Origin of the sequence: Nosocomiicoccus ampullae, from assembly GCF_019357495.1 — a bacterium.
Classification (GTDB): Bacteria; Bacillota; Bacilli; order Staphylococcales; family Salinicoccaceae; genus Nosocomiicoccus; species Nosocomiicoccus ampullae.
In genome coordinates this window covers 444,563-459,305 of sequence record NZ_CP079110.1, presented here as the reverse complement: position 1 = coordinate 459,305, position 14,743 = coordinate 444,563, and the positions used below count along the sequence as shown (strand labels likewise).

The 14,743-nt window shown below is 34.8% G+C and carries 17 protein-coding genes; 4 read left to right on the top strand and 13 right to left on the bottom strand.

The window, feature by feature from the left end:
* Window positions 1-70: 70 nt before the first annotated feature.
* From KPF49_RS02360 to cyoE, 5 genes are read right to left on the bottom strand one after another with little or no spacing between them, the layout of a single operon-like run.
* Window positions 71-418 carry a cytochrome C oxidase subunit IV family protein gene (locus KPF49_RS02360; RefSeq protein WP_183674102.1) on the bottom strand — a complete coding sequence of 116 codons (348 nt, stop codon included), beginning with the start codon at window positions 416-418 and terminating at the stop codon, window positions 71-73.
* Window positions 419-1,045, bottom strand: coding sequence for a cytochrome (ubi)quinol oxidase subunit III (locus tag KPF49_RS02355; protein WP_183674100.1), 627 nt, complete (start codon window positions 1,043-1,045; stop codon window positions 419-421).
* On the bottom strand, window positions 1,045-2,976 hold the full coding sequence (locus tag KPF49_RS02350; protein ID WP_183674098.1) for a cytochrome c oxidase subunit I: 1,932 nt from the start codon (window positions 2,974-2,976) through the stop codon (window positions 1,045-1,047). Before KPF49_RS02350 ends, KPF49_RS02355 begins: the two co-directional genes overlap by 1 nt.
* A 2-nt stretch (window positions 2,977-2,978) precedes the next feature.
* Window positions 2,979-4,118, bottom strand: coding sequence for a cytochrome c oxidase subunit II (coxB, locus tag KPF49_RS02345; protein ID WP_183674096.1), 1,140 nt, complete (start codon window positions 4,116-4,118; stop codon window positions 2,979-2,981).
* Window positions 4,119-4,146: 28 nt separating this feature from the next.
* A complete protein-coding gene (gene cyoE, locus KPF49_RS02340) occupies window positions 4,147-5,058 on the bottom strand; it encodes a heme o synthase (RefSeq protein ID WP_183674094.1) in 912 nt (303 codons plus the stop codon).
* Window positions 5,059-5,364: 306 nt separating this feature from the next.
* Here cyoE and KPF49_RS02335 point away from each other — a divergent pair, with 306 nt between their 5' ends.
* Window positions 5,365-6,270, top strand: coding sequence for a COX15/CtaA family protein (locus tag KPF49_RS02335; protein WP_246562782.1), 906 nt, complete (start codon window positions 5,365-5,367; stop codon window positions 6,268-6,270).
* Window positions 6,271-6,331: 61 nt separating this feature from the next.
* On the opposite strand, the gene KPF49_RS02330 is transcribed toward KPF49_RS02335, so the two are convergent.
* Together KPF49_RS02330 and KPF49_RS02325 are read right to left on the bottom strand one after the other, a co-directional pair.
* Window positions 6,332-7,528: an FtsW/RodA/SpoVE family cell cycle protein gene (locus tag KPF49_RS02330; RefSeq protein WP_183674090.1), complete on the bottom strand. Its 1,197-nt coding sequence runs from the start codon at window positions 7,526-7,528 to the stop codon at window positions 6,332-6,334.
* An 11-nt stretch (window positions 7,529-7,539) separates the two neighbouring features.
* Window positions 7,540-7,845, bottom strand: a complete 306-nt coding sequence (locus tag KPF49_RS02325; protein WP_183674088.1) for an Fpa/YlaN family protein — start codon at window positions 7,843-7,845, stop codon at window positions 7,540-7,542.
* A 119-nt stretch (window positions 7,846-7,964) separates the two neighbouring features.
* Between KPF49_RS02325 and KPF49_RS02320 the strand changes: the two genes are divergently transcribed.
* The gene (locus KPF49_RS02320) at window positions 7,965-8,435 is read left to right on the top strand and encodes a hypothetical protein (protein WP_183674086.1); all 471 of its coding nucleotides are present in this window, start codon (window positions 7,965-7,967) and stop codon (window positions 8,433-8,435) included.
* 39 nt (window positions 8,436-8,474) lie between these two features.
* Here the strand turns inward: KPF49_RS02320 and KPF49_RS02315 are convergent, their stop codons facing one another.
* Together KPF49_RS02315 and typA are read right to left on the bottom strand one after the other, a co-directional pair.
* On the bottom strand, window positions 8,475-8,834 hold the full coding sequence (locus tag KPF49_RS02315) for a YlaH-like family protein (RefSeq protein ID WP_246562779.1): 360 nt from the start codon (window positions 8,832-8,834) through the stop codon (window positions 8,475-8,477).
* Window positions 8,835-8,841: 7 nt separating this feature from the next.
* Complete coding sequence (typA, locus tag KPF49_RS02310; protein ID WP_183674082.1) at window positions 8,842-10,674, bottom strand: translational GTPase TypA; 1,833 nt, start codon at window positions 10,672-10,674, stop codon at window positions 8,842-8,844.
* A 102-nt stretch (window positions 10,675-10,776) separates the two neighbouring features.
* On the opposite strand from typA, the gene KPF49_RS02305 reads away from it, so the two are divergent.
* A complete protein-coding gene (locus KPF49_RS02305; protein ID WP_183674080.1) occupies window positions 10,777-10,965 on the top strand; it encodes a DUF5325 family protein in 189 nt (62 codons plus the stop codon).
* Between the two features lie 41 nt (window positions 10,966-11,006).
* Here KPF49_RS02305 and KPF49_RS02300 read toward each other — a convergent pair whose 3' ends face one another.
* A complete protein-coding gene (locus tag KPF49_RS02300) occupies window positions 11,007-11,816 on the bottom strand; it encodes an inositol monophosphatase family protein (protein WP_183674078.1) in 810 nt (269 codons plus the stop codon).
* A gap of 76 nt (window positions 11,817-11,892) precedes the next feature.
* On the opposite strand from KPF49_RS02300, the gene KPF49_RS02295 reads away from it, so the two are divergent.
* Entirely contained in the window at window positions 11,893-12,516 is a 624-nt protein-coding gene (locus KPF49_RS02295; protein WP_183674076.1) for a YktB family protein, read from the top strand.
* Between the two features lie 28 nt (window positions 12,517-12,544).
* Here the strand turns inward: KPF49_RS02295 and KPF49_RS02290 are convergent, their stop codons facing one another.
* From KPF49_RS02290 to KPF49_RS02280, 3 genes are all read right to left on the bottom strand, one after another.
* Window positions 12,545-13,519 carry a bile acid:sodium symporter family protein gene (locus KPF49_RS02290; RefSeq protein ID WP_183674074.1) on the bottom strand — a complete coding sequence of 325 codons (975 nt, stop codon included), beginning with the start codon at window positions 13,517-13,519 and terminating at the stop codon, window positions 12,545-12,547.
* Window positions 13,520-13,664: 145 nt separating this feature from the next.
* Entirely contained in the window at window positions 13,665-14,384 is a 720-nt protein-coding gene (locus tag KPF49_RS02285) for a DUF4064 domain-containing protein (protein WP_183674072.1), read from the bottom strand.
* Between the two features lie 71 nt (window positions 14,385-14,455).
* Window positions 14,456-14,725, bottom strand: a complete 270-nt coding sequence (locus KPF49_RS02280; RefSeq protein WP_183674070.1) for a UPF0223 family protein — start codon at window positions 14,723-14,725, stop codon at window positions 14,456-14,458.
* Window positions 14,726-14,743 lie beyond the last annotated feature (18 nt).

Below are 14,743 nucleotides of genomic sequence, written 5' to 3'. Positions count from 1 at the left end.
AAAACTTACATATTTTATTTGTCAAATTATCAACATTAAAAAAAGGACTAGCATCGCTAGTCCTTTTATTTTATTTAATTCCACCTGTTCCAATCCATACGATGAACACAAACGTAATAATAAACGCAATTGCAAAGTACATACCAACTAATATAAATAACTTCGCAAAGTCGTGTCCTTTATCCTTCATGTGCATAAAGTAGAAGAACTGAAGGATAACTTGGATGAATGCTAGTGTAACGATAATAGCCCCAACTAAATATTTGTTGAATTCAAGTGCTACTAATCCGAATGCTATAAATGTCATGAAAATCATTAGAGCAAAAGATGTTAACTGAATTCTCATCTCTTTTGCACGTGATTTATACAGTGTGTCTAACTCTTTTTTGTTTAATGATTCTGTTTGTAAGTCTGCCATTTATAACACCCCTAACAGATAAACGATTGTGAAGATGAACACCCACACAACGTCAATGAAGTGCCAGTATAATGCAGCTGTATTTACTTTAGCAGCTGTATATACTGATAATCCACGTCCTGCGTTACGGATGATTAGAAGTGTAATCCAAATTAATCCGATAATTACGTGGAAACCGTGAGTTCCAATTAATATGTAGAACGCACTACCAAATGCACTTGATCTAAACGTGTGTCCGAGTGATACATATTCAATAAACTCATAGATTTCTAATGCTAAGAAACCAGCACCTAATAATACTGTAATTCCTAACCAAAGCTGCATTTTTGAGAAGTTGTTATTTCTCATTTGATACACAGCGAAAACACTCGTTAATGATGATGTTAATAAGAACATCGTCATAACAAACGCTAACTCTAAGTGGAATAAATCAGCAGCTAGTAAGTGATCATCACTTGGTACAGAGTCTTTTAACGCGAGGTAAGTTGCGAAGAGACAAGAGAATAACACTGTCTCTCCGGCTAAGAATGTCCAAAATCCAACAAACTTATTTTTACCTTCTGTTGTAGCTGTTTCTGGGTGCTTCGGCCAATTAGCATTGCTTACATTATATTTAACTTCTGCCATTAGTTCGCACCTCTTTTTCTTTCTTCATATTCGCGCATTTCTTTTTCGATACGTTCTTTCTTCACGTAATGACCGTGATCGTCAATCCAAGATCTTGCCATCATAGATAAGAATGTAATCGATAAACCACCAACGAGTAAAATCATTGACCAAGGTCTCATACTTGGTAAGTCTTTAACCGCTGGGATTGCCCAGTCTTGACCAGATGCATGGAATAACGCACCGAATCCTGCGATAAATAATCCTAATGACAAGATTAGCGGGATAATTGAGTTGTTCGGCATATGAATATCCTCAACTGGTCCGGCTGCTGGAATTTCGCCATTGTTTTCTTCTTTTTCAAGTTGTAGAGCGTCTAATCCACGTACTAGTGGAGTCTGGAAGAAGTTGTATTCTGGAGTTGGTGCTGCAACTGACCACTCAAGTGTACGACCATCCCAAATGTCAACGTCAACAACTCTGTCGTTTTTAGCAACTGTAATAATAATGTTAATGACTAGTACGATAACACCGACTGCCATGAGTAATGCACCGATTGTTGATACTAAGTTACCAACATTTAAACCTTGACCGTCTAAGTATGTGAATACACGACGTGGCATACCCCATAGACCTAACCAGTGTTGAATTAAGAATGTCATATGGAAACCGATAGCAAATACTGCCATTTCGATTTTACCTAATGTTTCGTTAAGTTTCGTACCGAACATTAATGGCCACCAGTAGTGAAGCCCTGCTAATATCGCAAATACTACCCCACCTACGATTACGTAGTGGAAGTGAGCTACGATAAAGTATGAGTCATGGTACTGATAGTCTGCTGGTGCAACTGATTGCATGATACCAGTTACCCCACCCATAACGAATGATGGGATAAATGCTAATGCATAAAGCATTGGTGTAGTAAATGTAATACTACCGCCCCAAATCGTTGCGATCCAGTTAAATATTTTAATACCTGTAGGCACGGCAATCGCCATTGTAGCTAATGCGAAAATAGCGTTTGCTGTTGGACCTAAACCAACTGTGAACATGTGGTGTGCCCAAACCATGAATCCAAAGAATCCGATTAATACAGTAGCGAATACCATCGCAGAATAACCGAATAGTCTCTTTCTTGAGAATACTGCAAAAATCTCAGAGAAAATACCGAATGCCGGTAAGATTAGGATATATACTTCTGGGTGTCCGAAGATCCAGAATAAGTGTTCCCAAATAATTGTGTTACCACCAGCTTCAACAATGAAGAAATTTGAACCGAACATACGGTCAAATGTTAGTAAGAAAAGTCCTACTGTTAATGGTGGGAAACCAAACACGATAAGAATTGATGCAACAAGTGCTGTCCATGTGAATAATGGCATTCTCATGTATGTCATACCTGGTGCTCTCATCGTAATAATTGTTGTTACAAAGTTAATACCTGTAATTAAAGTACCAGCCCCTGCAATCTGTAAACCAATTGCATAGAAGTCAATACCATGTCCTGGTGATGCAATAGATAGTGACGCATAACTTGTCCAACCAGCGTCAGGTGCGTCTCCGAATAACCAAGAAATGTTAACGAAGATACCACCTAAAATAAACATCCATACACCTAAAGCGTTCATGAATGGGAACGCTAAGTCACGTGCACCAATTTGTAATGGAACTACTGCGTTCATAAATGCGAATATAATTGGCATCGCAGCTAAGAATATCATCGTAGTACCGTGCATCGTGATCATTTCGTTAAATAATCCAGCAGATAGGAAATCGTTATTTGGTACAGCGAGCTGAATACGAATAAGCATCGCTTCAATACCACCCATGACGAAGAAGAATCCACCAGCAATTAGGTATAAAATAGCGATCTTCTTATGGTCAACTGTAGTAAGGTATTCCCAAATTAAACGACCAAAACCAACTTCTTGCCCATTTACCTTAGCCATGCTTAATTGTCGCCTCCTTCATCATTATCCTCTGCTTCAATTGCTTTTTTCATTTTTTCAACGTCTCCAGAGTTTTTGTCAACTTTAAGCTCCATTAAGTATGCAGCTACTTTTTCAATTTCATCATCGTTTAATTGATAAGCACCAGTCATTTTGTTGTCTGGTTTAATGCTTTCTGGATCTTTGATCCAGTCAATTAAGTTTTCTTCGTTGTGCTCTAGGACACCTGCGATAAGTTCTCTGTCACCAAAGTTTGTAAGGTTTGGTCCAGCCGCACCTGGGTTAGTTGGTGTTACAGAGTGACATCCCATACAAGAGTTGTTGAAAATCTCTTGACCTTCTTTTGCGTCAGAAGAATCTGCTGTTTTACCTTCTTCTTCGAATTCTTTCATATCAGCTAACCACTGATCGAATTCTTCTCTTGGTAGAGCATTTACTTTAAAGTCCATAAGAGCGTGTGATGGTCCACATAACTCAGCACATTTACCATAGAATAAACGATCTGCATTTTCTGCTTTATCGTCATCAAATACTAAGTAAAAGCTGTTAATACCATCTACGTTTGTGTCAAGCTTACCACCAGCTGATGGAATCCAGAATGAGTGTTTTACATCTGCACCTTTAAGGTTGAAGAATACTTTCTCATCTGTTGGAACAACTAGGTCTTGTGAAGTTACAACACCTTCGTGTTCATATTCAAATTCCCACCAGTACTGGTATGCAGTAACGTTAACGATTACTGAATCTTTATTTGCTACACCATCTTCCGTTACCATATCCTCAACGTCCGCTTGTTTGAATGTAATCCAAACTGTTGGAATTGCTAAAATGATAAGTAAGATGATTGGAATTGTTGTCCAAATCACTTCAAGTTTATGGTTACCCGCTACTTGTTTCGGTACAAATGCTTCTCCTACTTTACTTCTACGACTCTTTAGAACAGCGATAGTAAATGTAATCGCAACAGTTCCGACAACAAGTAACATAATTGAAATTGAAAGAACAATTAAGAAAAATTGTTGTTTCCCAATTTCACCAGCAGGTTGTAAAGCACTTAAATTTTCTTTACCACAGCCTGCTAAGAAAATAGCTAGAACAGACATTAACATATAAAATTTTGTCTTCGTCCAACTGTTCTTCATCAATAGACCCCTCTTTCGAAATATAAGTTTAGATTAATAGACCGGCAACTATAATCATCACGTAAAAAATAAGAATGTAATTCAATGAAAATACAAACACTGTTTTTGCGTAGCGTTTGTAATCTGTGATCGGTTTGAACATATTTAAGGATAGTAATAACCAAGATAGGTTAAGTAATGTAATTAGAATTACGAACCAAATCCCTAAATCAGCCATGAAAAACGGAGTAATAATTAATAGTGAAATCCACATCACTATCGATTTAACCGTCCGCTTTTCTCCTTTCACACTCGGTAACATTGGAATGTTAGCCATGCTGTATTCGTCTTTACGGTTTATTGCTAAAGCGTAAAAGTGCGGTGGTTGCCATATAAACATTACAAAGAACATCGCGATAGCGAGTATATGTAAGTTTGGGTCTATAACCGCCCATCCAATTAAGGGAGGTGCTGCTCCTGGTAATGCTCCAACTACTGTATTAATGACATAATGTCTTTTAGAGTAGATAGAATATAGCACTACATAGCCAAAACCAGCTAAGAGGCCAAGCGTCCCTGCAGTCATGTTGATCGAATATAAGAGTGCTTCTCCAATTACAACCATTGAAAAACCAATCCAAAGTATATCTTTACCACTATAAGTACCATCTATGCTTGGTCTGCTTTCTTTCGACTTCATTACTGAATCAATATCCCGGTCATAATAGTTATTCAGCGCTGCAACTCCTCCGATTAAAAGCCCAACACCTAATAGCATGATTAGTAATAATGGTAATGAACTAAAGAAAGAATGGCCGTAATACATTACAGCTAAAAATCCAGCCGCAAATGCTGGAATTAAATTTGCTTTAATGATGCCCTCTTTAATTAGAACTCTAAATGCTTGTTGTCTTTCAACAAATGTCATAGTTTGTCTATTGCTAGACACATGACTCTGCATTCATCCCTCGCCCCCTTTCACCAACATTCTAGTTACTATTAATAATATAGGAAAAGACACCGATAATCTATAGTATTGATAGCTTTTTTTCACAGATTGTTCAAAAATTGTTCAATAATTTTACAATTTATACATTCTATAAGCAATTCACCACTATAGCTCACTGTCATTCACATATAGATTCTACCATAGTTTACGATTTTGTTAAGTATTAAATAGAACTTTAATTATTGCATGTTTGTATATGATGGTTTATATTTATTAATTGAACAGATATATTTAGGGAATTCTGATGAGGTGTTTTCGTTGTATAAAAATTTAAAAATAGTAGCGGTTATTACTACCCTCATTATGGTATTTGTCCAAATTGGTGGAGCTTTAGTTACTAAAACTGGTTCTGCTGAAGGTTGTGGAGACTCTTGGCCGCTATGTCATGGTCAACTAATCCCTAAAGACTGGCCATTAGATACAATAATAGAGATTGCACATAGAGGTGTATCTGGAATTGCAATCATCTTCTTAATTATCTTTGGTGTAATGGCTTGGAAACAACTTTCTCATATTAGAGAAACTAAATTTTTAGTATGTGTGTCGTTAAGCTTCATACTTATTCAAAGTTTAATTGGCGCAGCGGCAGTTGTAGGTTTATGGCATGGTGAGTTTGTACTCGCTGCACACTTTGGTATTTCACTCATCTGTTTTGCAGCAGTATTCGTGCTAACCCTACTCGTGTTTCACGTCGATTTAAAATATGATACAAAGGGTCTTATTATACATAAAGGACTCAGACGCCACACTATTGGTATTATTATCTATATCTATTTTGTAATATATAGTGGTGCATTGGTCCGTCATGCTGACGCTTCTCTTGCATGTACAAGGTGGCCACATTGTATGCCACATCAAATTATGCCAACTAACTTTTACCAAGCGGTTCAAATGGGACATCGTTTCTTAGTACTTATTCTATTCATTTGGATGGTTATCGCAATGATTCACGTACTAAGATACTATAGTAATTACCGCGTCATTAAAAATGGTTGGATTATTATGATGACGCTACTCGTACTACAAATTATTACGGGTGCTTTAACAATATTCACATATGTTAATATTTTCATCGCATTATTCCATGCATTATTTATTACTTTAATATTTGGTATACTTTGCTATTACATTCTACTGATTAGCAGACCAGACTATGAACCATAAAACGCGAGGGTTTTTCCTCGCGTTTTTTGTTATATTAAAAAAAGACGTTTAAAAAACGTCTTTAGTCATATCCATTTTCTCTTCTATATCTAATTTCTTTAACTGCAACACTTAATACGGCAAGTGCAATTGAAATACTTAGAAAACTTGATCCACCAAAGCTTAAAAGTGGTAATGGTACACCTGTAAGTGGTAATGCTTTAGACGCACCACCAATGTTAAAGAAACATTGCACCGTTATATAAATTCCAATACCAAAAGTTACAAGTCTTAAATACAAATCTTTCGTCATTGATGAATAGTAAAATGCCTTAATAACAATTAGCGCATATAACGATAATATAACAAGTACTCCGATAAGACCTAACTCCTCAGCTATTACAGAAAATATGAAGTCTGTTTGTGCTTCTGGTAAATATCCAAGTTTTAATATACCATTTCCGATTCCTTGCCCAAACAATCCACCATTTGAAATTGCAATTAAACTGTTCGTTAACTGATACCCTTCACCATAAGGATCATTAAACGGATGGAAGAATGTGTCAATTCTCGCAAGTTGATAGTCACTTAAGAAGCTTCCTTTAAAAACAATAACTGTTCCAACGATTAATGCAGCTAATCCAATAACTCCTGAAAACACATAAAAAGTAAATTTCTTAGGAAAATTTAAATAGAAAAACATTGAAAATATAATTGCAAATATAATCATTGATGTTCCAAAATCGTTATACGCAACCCATAATCCTATAATCACCATAAAGATAAATGGTGCTAAGTGCTTCACATCCGTTGGGATTAATCGGTTATTTACTCGATGTCTTCTATCGTATACATAAGCAAGGTACATAATAATTACGAGTTTTACAAACTCAGATGTCTGTAAGTTAATAAAACCAAGTCTTAACCAGTTTTTTTCACCGTTAACCTCAGTACCAAATATTTGTGTCATTAAGAGAAACATTATAATTCCAGCGACTAATACAACCGGAACTATTGCTTTTCTATATAATCTTGTATTTGTAAAGAAAGTAATGATTACAAATAACGTTAACCCAAAAATAACATAACGAATTTGTGAGTTAAAAAAGAACTTAGGATCAAAGTTTGTAAAGTCACTACGTGCTGCTTTAACCATGCTTCCGCTATATATCATCACTAATCCAATAATAGATAGTACTATGTATGCAAGTATGATTGTATAATCAATATGCTGATTCGTTTTACTAATCGGATACTTTAGCTTCTTAACTTTTTTCATTCAACCACCAACTAAGACTCTTTCGTCTCTTTTAATTGCTCTCTATGTTTATAGTACGCTTCATGTACTTTAGATACTTGCTTTTCAAGGTCATCTAAAATCATTCTACCTTTTTCTCTATCAACTAAACCCAGTCTAATTGCGAAGTGAATCTCTTTAGATAACCCAAACATTTGCGTATCTAAAACTTCATCGTAAACTGGGCATTGAGGCATTGTCAGGTTATCCATTTGCACACGAATCAGTTGCACAATTCGATCCGCATCTTGTTCGAGTGTTTCTAACGCAAGCTGTCGTAAAGTTTCTTCATTAGACAAGGCCCTTTCCCCCTTTTCATTACAACTAAATACTACTCTACAGCTATGCATTTTTCAAGTAACGTTAACTGTTTAGAACACGATAAATTTGATATAATTTAATTTTAAGGAGGGCTAACATGTTATTACAAATTAAAGGTAATGTAGATTTTGTCATTACAATTGATTCAAGTGCATGGATTTTCGATGATAGAAAAATACATATTGAAGATTTAATTAATGAAGATGAAGAAATTAACTTTGACGACAGCGTTGAATGGAACCGTCAAATTATTGAAGGTGAAACTCTACCACCAACTTTAAAATCAGAGAAAAAATATAGAAATAAAAAAGAAGAATTATTAAACGGTACATTTTTAATGGCACTTGATCCATTTTTAGAATATGCAGAGCCTAAATCTGTCACTTATGAAATTACACATAAAGACGGAAAAACAGCACTCGCTTATAAAGACCGATATGATCATTACGCACAGTTTTCTAAAGACGGTCAAAGACTTTATGAAGACGGCATGGTTGATCTTTTAGTCATAAAAGATGGAGAAATTGTTGAACGTTACGAATACGTCACATCATTTGATTTTGTCTAAAATTTTACCCTGTACGTTTTTACGTACAGGGTATTTTAATTATTTTTTATCAAATGAAATTGTACCTTGTTTCTTTTCTTTATGAAGTCTGTAGCGGTACATCCCCATCACAAATACAATAACAATTAAACACTCTGCGACAGGGTAAAATGCAGCGAAAAATGTGAGTGGTAATGAGAATAATAGCATAATAATATATATAATGATGTTTTGCCATAATTTTAACTTTTTAGCAAAACCTAATATATATGCAAGTACTGAAAGAACATATACAGTTATAAATAATAACCACATTGCAACGTCTGGATTTTGATCAACTCCGTAGAGTTTTCCAAAAAACGACAGTCGGTCATATAAACCACTATCTGACGCATTCATTAATATGAAGGACAAAAGCATTTAAATTCTACTCCTCTTGCTTTTTAGCTTTCTTTTCTGCACGGTCTCTTTCACTTTTACTTAAGATTTTTTTACGTAGACGAATCGATTCTGGCGTAACTTCAACTAATTCGTCGACGTTTATATACTCAAGTGCTTCTTCTAATGTCATAATTCTCGGACGCTTCATTGTTTCTGTTTGATCTTTAGTTGCTGAGCGCATATTTGTATGTGCTTTAGTTTTTGTAATATTAACTCCTAAGTCATTTTCACGAGAGTTTTCTCCGACAATCATACCTTCATACACTTCTGTACCAGGTTCAGTGAAGTTTGTCCCACGGTCTTCTAAGTTCATAATTGCAAATGCACTTGCTGTTCCTTTATTAATCGAAACGAGTACACCGTTACGACGTCCCCCAATTTTACCTTGGATTAATGGACGGTAGTCTTCAAACGTATGGTTTAAAATACCATATCCATGTGTCATCGTCATAAACTCTGTCGTATAACCGATTAGTCCGCGTGATGGTACTAAAAATACTAGTTTTGTTTGGTCATCTACAGTTTCCATATCTAGCATTTCGCCTTTACGTTGCCCGAGTGACTCAATTACACTTCCTGCGTGCTCACTTGGTACGTTAATTTGAACACGTTCAAATGGTTCATGTTTTTTACCATCAATTTCTCTTACGATAACCTCTGGTTTAGATACTTGAAGTTCATATCCTTCACGTCTCATATTTTCAATTAAAATCGATAAATGTAACTCACCGCGTCCAGACACAATAAACTGATCAGGTGTCGCACCTTGATCAACTCTTAATGAAACGTCTGTTTCTAATTGAATATCTAGACGGTCTTTAATTTGACGTGCTGTAACATATTTACCTTCACGACCTGCAAATGGTGAATTATTCACTGAAAACGTCATTTGAAGTGTAGGTTCGTCAATCGTAGGAGCTGGTAATGCTTCTTCAACTTCACGGTCTGTGACTGTTTCACCAACGTTAATATCTTCTAAACCACTCAACGCGATAATATCTCCAGCTTTTGCATGTTCAATTTCAATACGTTTAAGCCCTAAAAATCCGAACATTTTCGTTACTCTAAAATGTTTAATTGTACCATCTAATTTAATTAACGATACATTCTCTCCAACTGAAATATCTCCTCTAAACACTCTTCCAACACCGATACGACCAACATAGTCGTTATAGTCTAAGAGTGACACTTGGAATTGAAGTGGTTCTTCACTATTATCAATTGGTGAAGGTACGTTTTCTAAAATCGTATCGTAGAGTACTTTCATATTTTCATCTTGTGTGTCTGGATCTAAACTTGCAGTTCCGTTCATAGCTGATGCATATACGACTGGAAATTCAAGTTGTTCATCGTCAGCACCAAGGTCGATAAATAACTCAAGCACCTCATCAACGACCGCTTCAGGTCGTGCTTGTGGTTTGTCGATTTTATTGACAACAACGACTGGGGTAACACCTGCGTCTAATGCTTTTTTAAGTACAAAGCGTGTCTGTGGCATCGTTCCTTCAAATGCATCAACGACAAGAACTACTCCGTCTACCATTTTTAAGATACGTTCAACTTCTCCACCGAAGTCTGCGTGTCCAGGTGTGTCTAAAATATTAATTCTTACATCTTCATAATCAATCGCAGTATTTTTAGATAAAATTGTTATACCGCGTTCTTTTTCAATATCTCCGCTATCCATCGCTCGATCTTCAACATGTTCGTTTTCTCTAAATAGACCAGACTGTTTTAATAGTTCGTCAACTAACGTTGTTTTTCCATGGTCTACGTGAGCGATAATTGCTATATTTCTAATATCTTTTCTTTCGTTCATTCAGAAAATCCCTTCGTTTATAGGTTATTTAACTGTCCAATTATATCATACTATCGTTTTTATATGATATAATTAAGAAAATTATACGTGGAGTCGATATACATGCAGAAAAAATCTAAGGCGATTTTTTTCTTCCTTGCAGTTATTGCAATTACACTTCTCGTACTTATATCAGTGTCACTTGCTGAAGAGATGTGGTTATTCGCAATAACTTTAACATTATTATTTTTCGCCACTTTTGGTGTTGGTTTTTCATTAAAGAAAAAGTATAGAGAAAATGATTGGTTATAATTATATAAACATTCTCACTAAATATTCAGTGAGAATGTTTTTTATTTTTTATATAGTTTATCGTGATTTTCTTTAAAAGTATCATTGTTAAATATTTCTAAAATTTCATCGACTAAATCTTTATGACCAGCAACAATACTTGATGCTTCTAATACTGGTACCTCTTCATTTGTTAATGTCACTACTTTAATGCCGAGTTCATTTGCGATAATTCTTCCACCCGCAAAATCCCACGGGAATAACTTATAGAATACTGCTGCCCCGTATTTACCTTCAGCAACATACGTAAAATCGAGTGCTGCACTTCCTCTATTTCGAACTGATCGTGCTTTTACGACAAGCTCTGTAAACGCATCTTTAACATCTTCTTTTAATAGCCACTTATGACTTAACCCGACAATTGTATTCTCTAATGATTGATATTTTACTTCGTTTAGACGTTTCGTATCTCTATAAGCACCCTCACCCGCTTTTGCATGGTAAAGTACTTTATTACTGACGTCATAGACGAAACCACAAAATGGTTCGTTATCTTTATATATTCCAACAGAAATTGCAAAGTTATCGTTTTGATTAATAAAGTTAACTGTGCCATCAATTGGATCGACGATCCACGTATATCCACTTAACTCTGTTACTTCTTTACCGTACGTTTCTTCTCCAACAATTTTATGTTCTGGGAATTGTGCTTTAATACGGTTGTAAATAAAGCTTTCCGTTTCTTTATCGACCGGTGTCACTAAATCGTGCGGTCCTGTTTTTCTTAATACTTCAAAACCTTCTAGACGTCTTGTTTCAATAAAATCTCCAGCATCTTTAATTAACGATTTCGCAAATTCATATACATCCATTTTTATACACCTCAATCATTTGATGATTATCACTTATTATTTTATCATAAAGCTATACATTACATGGAGGCATACAATGAAATATACATTTACTGAAGAAGACTTTAACGTATTTACTCACGATAGCCTTGAAAAAACGATGGAAGAATTAAAGCAACATGCGAGAAAAAAATTAGAACATTTAGGAGACTACTTCACTGATTATTTAACAGAAATAACGGGCGACACACATTATAGTCACGTTGCTCAACATGCGCGTAGAAAGGTTAACCCTCCAATTGATTCATGGGTCGCTTTTGGAACAAATAAGCGCGGATATAAAATGCTTCCGCACTTTCAAATTGGACTATTTAAAGATCACGCATTTTGTCAGTACGGAATTATATATGAAGCGCCTCAAAAATCAGATGCTGCTGAACTCTGGAACCAACAAATTGAAGATATTTTAAATCTCGGAGATAATTATTTCATTACGAAAAATCATATGAAACCTGAAAAGTTATTCATTAAAGATTTAAATGAAACAGATGTAAAAAAAGCAATTGATCGTTTAAGCACTGTAAAATCTGGTGAGCTAATGATTGGTAAATACTATTCACCAGAAGACAGCGCATTAAAATCAGACGAGGCATTTCTAGAAGATTTAAAAGAGACATTTAATACTTTAAATCAGTTTTACATTGAAGAAGAACCAGTTTAATAGACTGGTTCTTTTTTTAATTATAACTTTAAACATGTACTTCTTGGTTAAATTTTTGGTTCATTGTATCTGAATCTTTCTCTTTAATCTTGCCAAAAACGTTTGCGAGTACCGCTCCTGAAAGACTATGCCATACACTAAATAACGCACCAGGTAGTGCTGTGACTGGTTCAAAATGCTGTACTGCGAGTGTGGTTGCAAGTCCTGAATTTTGCATACCGACTTCAATTGAAATTGTTTTTGTATCTGCAAGATTAAATTTAAATATTTTCCCTAATAAAAATCCTGTCACGTAGCCAAGTGAATTATGTAATATAACAACGAGTAAAATAATTAATCCTGACGCTAAAATGTTATCGACGTTCGATGCAGTCACTGCTGTCATCACCCCAAGAATCCATGTCATAGAAATCATTGGTAATACGTCGACGACTCTATCCACTTGTTTTCTAAATAATGATCCGACACCTAAACCGAGTAATACTGGAATTAATACCACTTGTAAAATTGACACCATCATCGCTGAAAATGAAATGTCTAACCAAGTTGAAGCAAGTAATAGCGTTAAACTAGGTGTAACAATTGGTGCAAGTAATGTTGTAACTGTTGTTGCTGCTACACTTAACGCAACATTGCCTTTTGCTAAAAACGTCATAACATTACTTGAAGTTCCTCCCGGACTTGACCCAACTAAAATAACACCAATTGCAATTTCTGGTGGTAAGTTAAATAAAAATACGAGTGACACTGCAATGATAGGCATCACTAAATATTGCGAGAGTGCTAACACAATTACTTTAATTGGTTGTTTAAAAATTTCTTTAAAATCATCGATAGATAAAGTAAGTCCCATTGTAAACATAATGACACCAAGTAAAATTGTTATGTATGGAGCAATCCAAATAAATAGATTCGGGTAAATAAGTGCAATCACTGTAAATAAAATAACCCAAACCGCCATCATATTAGTCATAAACTTTGAAAATTTTAATACATACTGCATATTGATTCCTCCAAATTATAATTATCTGAAAATTCTTACAAATATTAGTTTAACACCTCCCTATCAAAATACAACTAAATTTTCTGAAAATTTAATTTTAGTCAAAAAAATAAGCAACTATTTAAAAAATAGTTGCTTAGAATTATTAATCTTCATTTCTACGATTAACGTTTTCTCGTCTTAGACGCTTTGCATCTTGACTCTCATTAGAACCGCCTCTAATGACAATTTCTTCATCCTCATCTAAGCGAGTCTCTTTATAATCATCTTCATCGACCGCTTCAAACATACGTGTTTTTTCTAAATCTTCTTCTTCATAGTTATCTACAGGACGATTTACTCTTTTGTCTTCTGCAATGCGTACGTCATCATCATAATCATTAAAGTTTCTATTATCATGATGCTCAAATTCATCGACGATTGTTTCTTTATCTTTACGAACAAATAAAAGAATTGCTGCAATAACGAACATTAATGATGAAAATAGTGTAATTATGAACGGCGCAATAATAATCGCAGTAATTAACAGTAACACACCTGCTAATATTCGTTTTCTCATTTTAATTAAACCAATAAATGAAATAATTAAAGGAATTACCCCGATTAAGCTTAGAATCCACATATTACCTATTGAGTCTAAAACCATAGATTCTACTTCTGCTGCACTTATTCCTTGTTCGTTTGCCATATTAATACTTTGTTCACGAATAACATTTACGAAGTCAGGATCTTTTACAAGTGCAAACGATAAGTATGCAATGAATATTACAATCGCAAGTAGTGCAAGCCATCCTAACCAGCCAAAAATCTTTTCTGGAATTCTTGAAATTGGCTCGACTCTAACTGTGTAATCTTTTTTAGCCATATTTTTCACTCCTTTTACTTAGGTGTTATGAATATACCCGATTTCAAAATAGTATATACATTATTTGAAATCTAAGGCTTAATAATATCATTTTTCTCACTATTTTTTAACTGCTTTATTAAATCCCAAGGACGATAATTCGATACTTTCTCAAATTCTTTAAATAGTGTCTTTTCTTCTGCTTTACTCGGGACGATTTGTTTAAATTCTTGATACGCTTGACTTAATATTTCTTGCTTAACGCCTGATTCATACCCTTTTTCTATCATTTGATAAAAATGTGTGACTGCAATCATTTCTTCAGTTGACCAATCGAGGTCTAGTGGGTAACTATATTCCATAAAAAATCCTCCAAATAA

What these genes read in the sequence shown, in the direction of transcription:
- coxB (WP_183674096.1), bottom strand. Translation starts at nt 4,118, where the DNA reads ATGAAGAACAGTTGGACGAAGACAAAATTTTATATGTTAATGTCTGTT.
- KPF49_RS02290 (WP_183674074.1), bottom strand. Translation starts at nt 13,519, where the DNA reads ATGCAGTATGTATTAAAATTTTCAAAGTTTATGACTAATATGATGGCG.
- KPF49_RS02315 (WP_246562779.1), bottom strand. Translation starts at nt 8,834, where the DNA reads ATGCTTTTGTCCTTCATATTAATGAATGCGTCAGATAGTGGTTTATAT.
- typA (WP_183674082.1), bottom strand. Translation starts at nt 10,674, where the DNA reads ATGAACGAAAGAAAAGATATTAGAAATATAGCAATTATCGCTCACGTA.
- cyoE (WP_183674094.1), bottom strand. Translation starts at nt 5,058, where the DNA reads ATGCAGAGTCATGTGTCTAGCAATAGACAAACTATGACATTTGTTGAA.
- KPF49_RS02285 (WP_183674072.1), bottom strand. Translation starts at nt 14,384, where the DNA reads ATGGCTAAAAAAGATTACACAGTTAGAGTCGAGCCAATTTCAAGAATT.
- KPF49_RS02280 (WP_183674070.1), bottom strand. Translation starts at nt 14,725, where the DNA reads ATGGAATATAGTTACCCACTAGACCTCGATTGGTCAACTGAAGAAATG.
- KPF49_RS02300 (WP_183674078.1), bottom strand. Translation starts at nt 11,816, where the DNA reads ATGGATGTATATGAATTTGCGAAATCGTTAATTAAAGATGCTGGAGAT.
- KPF49_RS02350 (WP_183674098.1), bottom strand. Translation starts at nt 2,976, where the DNA reads ATGGCTAAGGTAAATGGGCAAGAAGTTGGTTTTGGTCGTTTAATTTGG.
- KPF49_RS02320 (WP_183674086.1), top strand. Translation starts at nt 7,965, where the DNA reads ATGTTATTACAAATTAAAGGTAATGTAGATTTTGTCATTACAATTGAT.
- KPF49_RS02355 (WP_183674100.1), bottom strand. Translation starts at nt 1,045, where the DNA reads ATGGCAGAAGTTAAATATAATGTAAGCAATGCTAATTGGCCGAAGCAC.
- KPF49_RS02305 (WP_183674080.1), top strand. Translation starts at nt 10,777, where the DNA reads ATGCAGAAAAAATCTAAGGCGATTTTTTTCTTCCTTGCAGTTATTGCA.
- KPF49_RS02330 (WP_183674090.1), bottom strand. Translation starts at nt 7,528, where the DNA reads ATGAAAAAAGTTAAGAAGCTAAAGTATCCGATTAGTAAAACGAATCAG.
- KPF49_RS02360 (WP_183674102.1), bottom strand. Translation starts at nt 418, where the DNA reads ATGGCAGACTTACAAACAGAATCATTAAACAAAAAAGAGTTAGACACA.
- KPF49_RS02295 (WP_183674076.1), top strand. Translation starts at nt 11,893, where the DNA reads ATGAAATATACATTTACTGAAGAAGACTTTAACGTATTTACTCACGAT.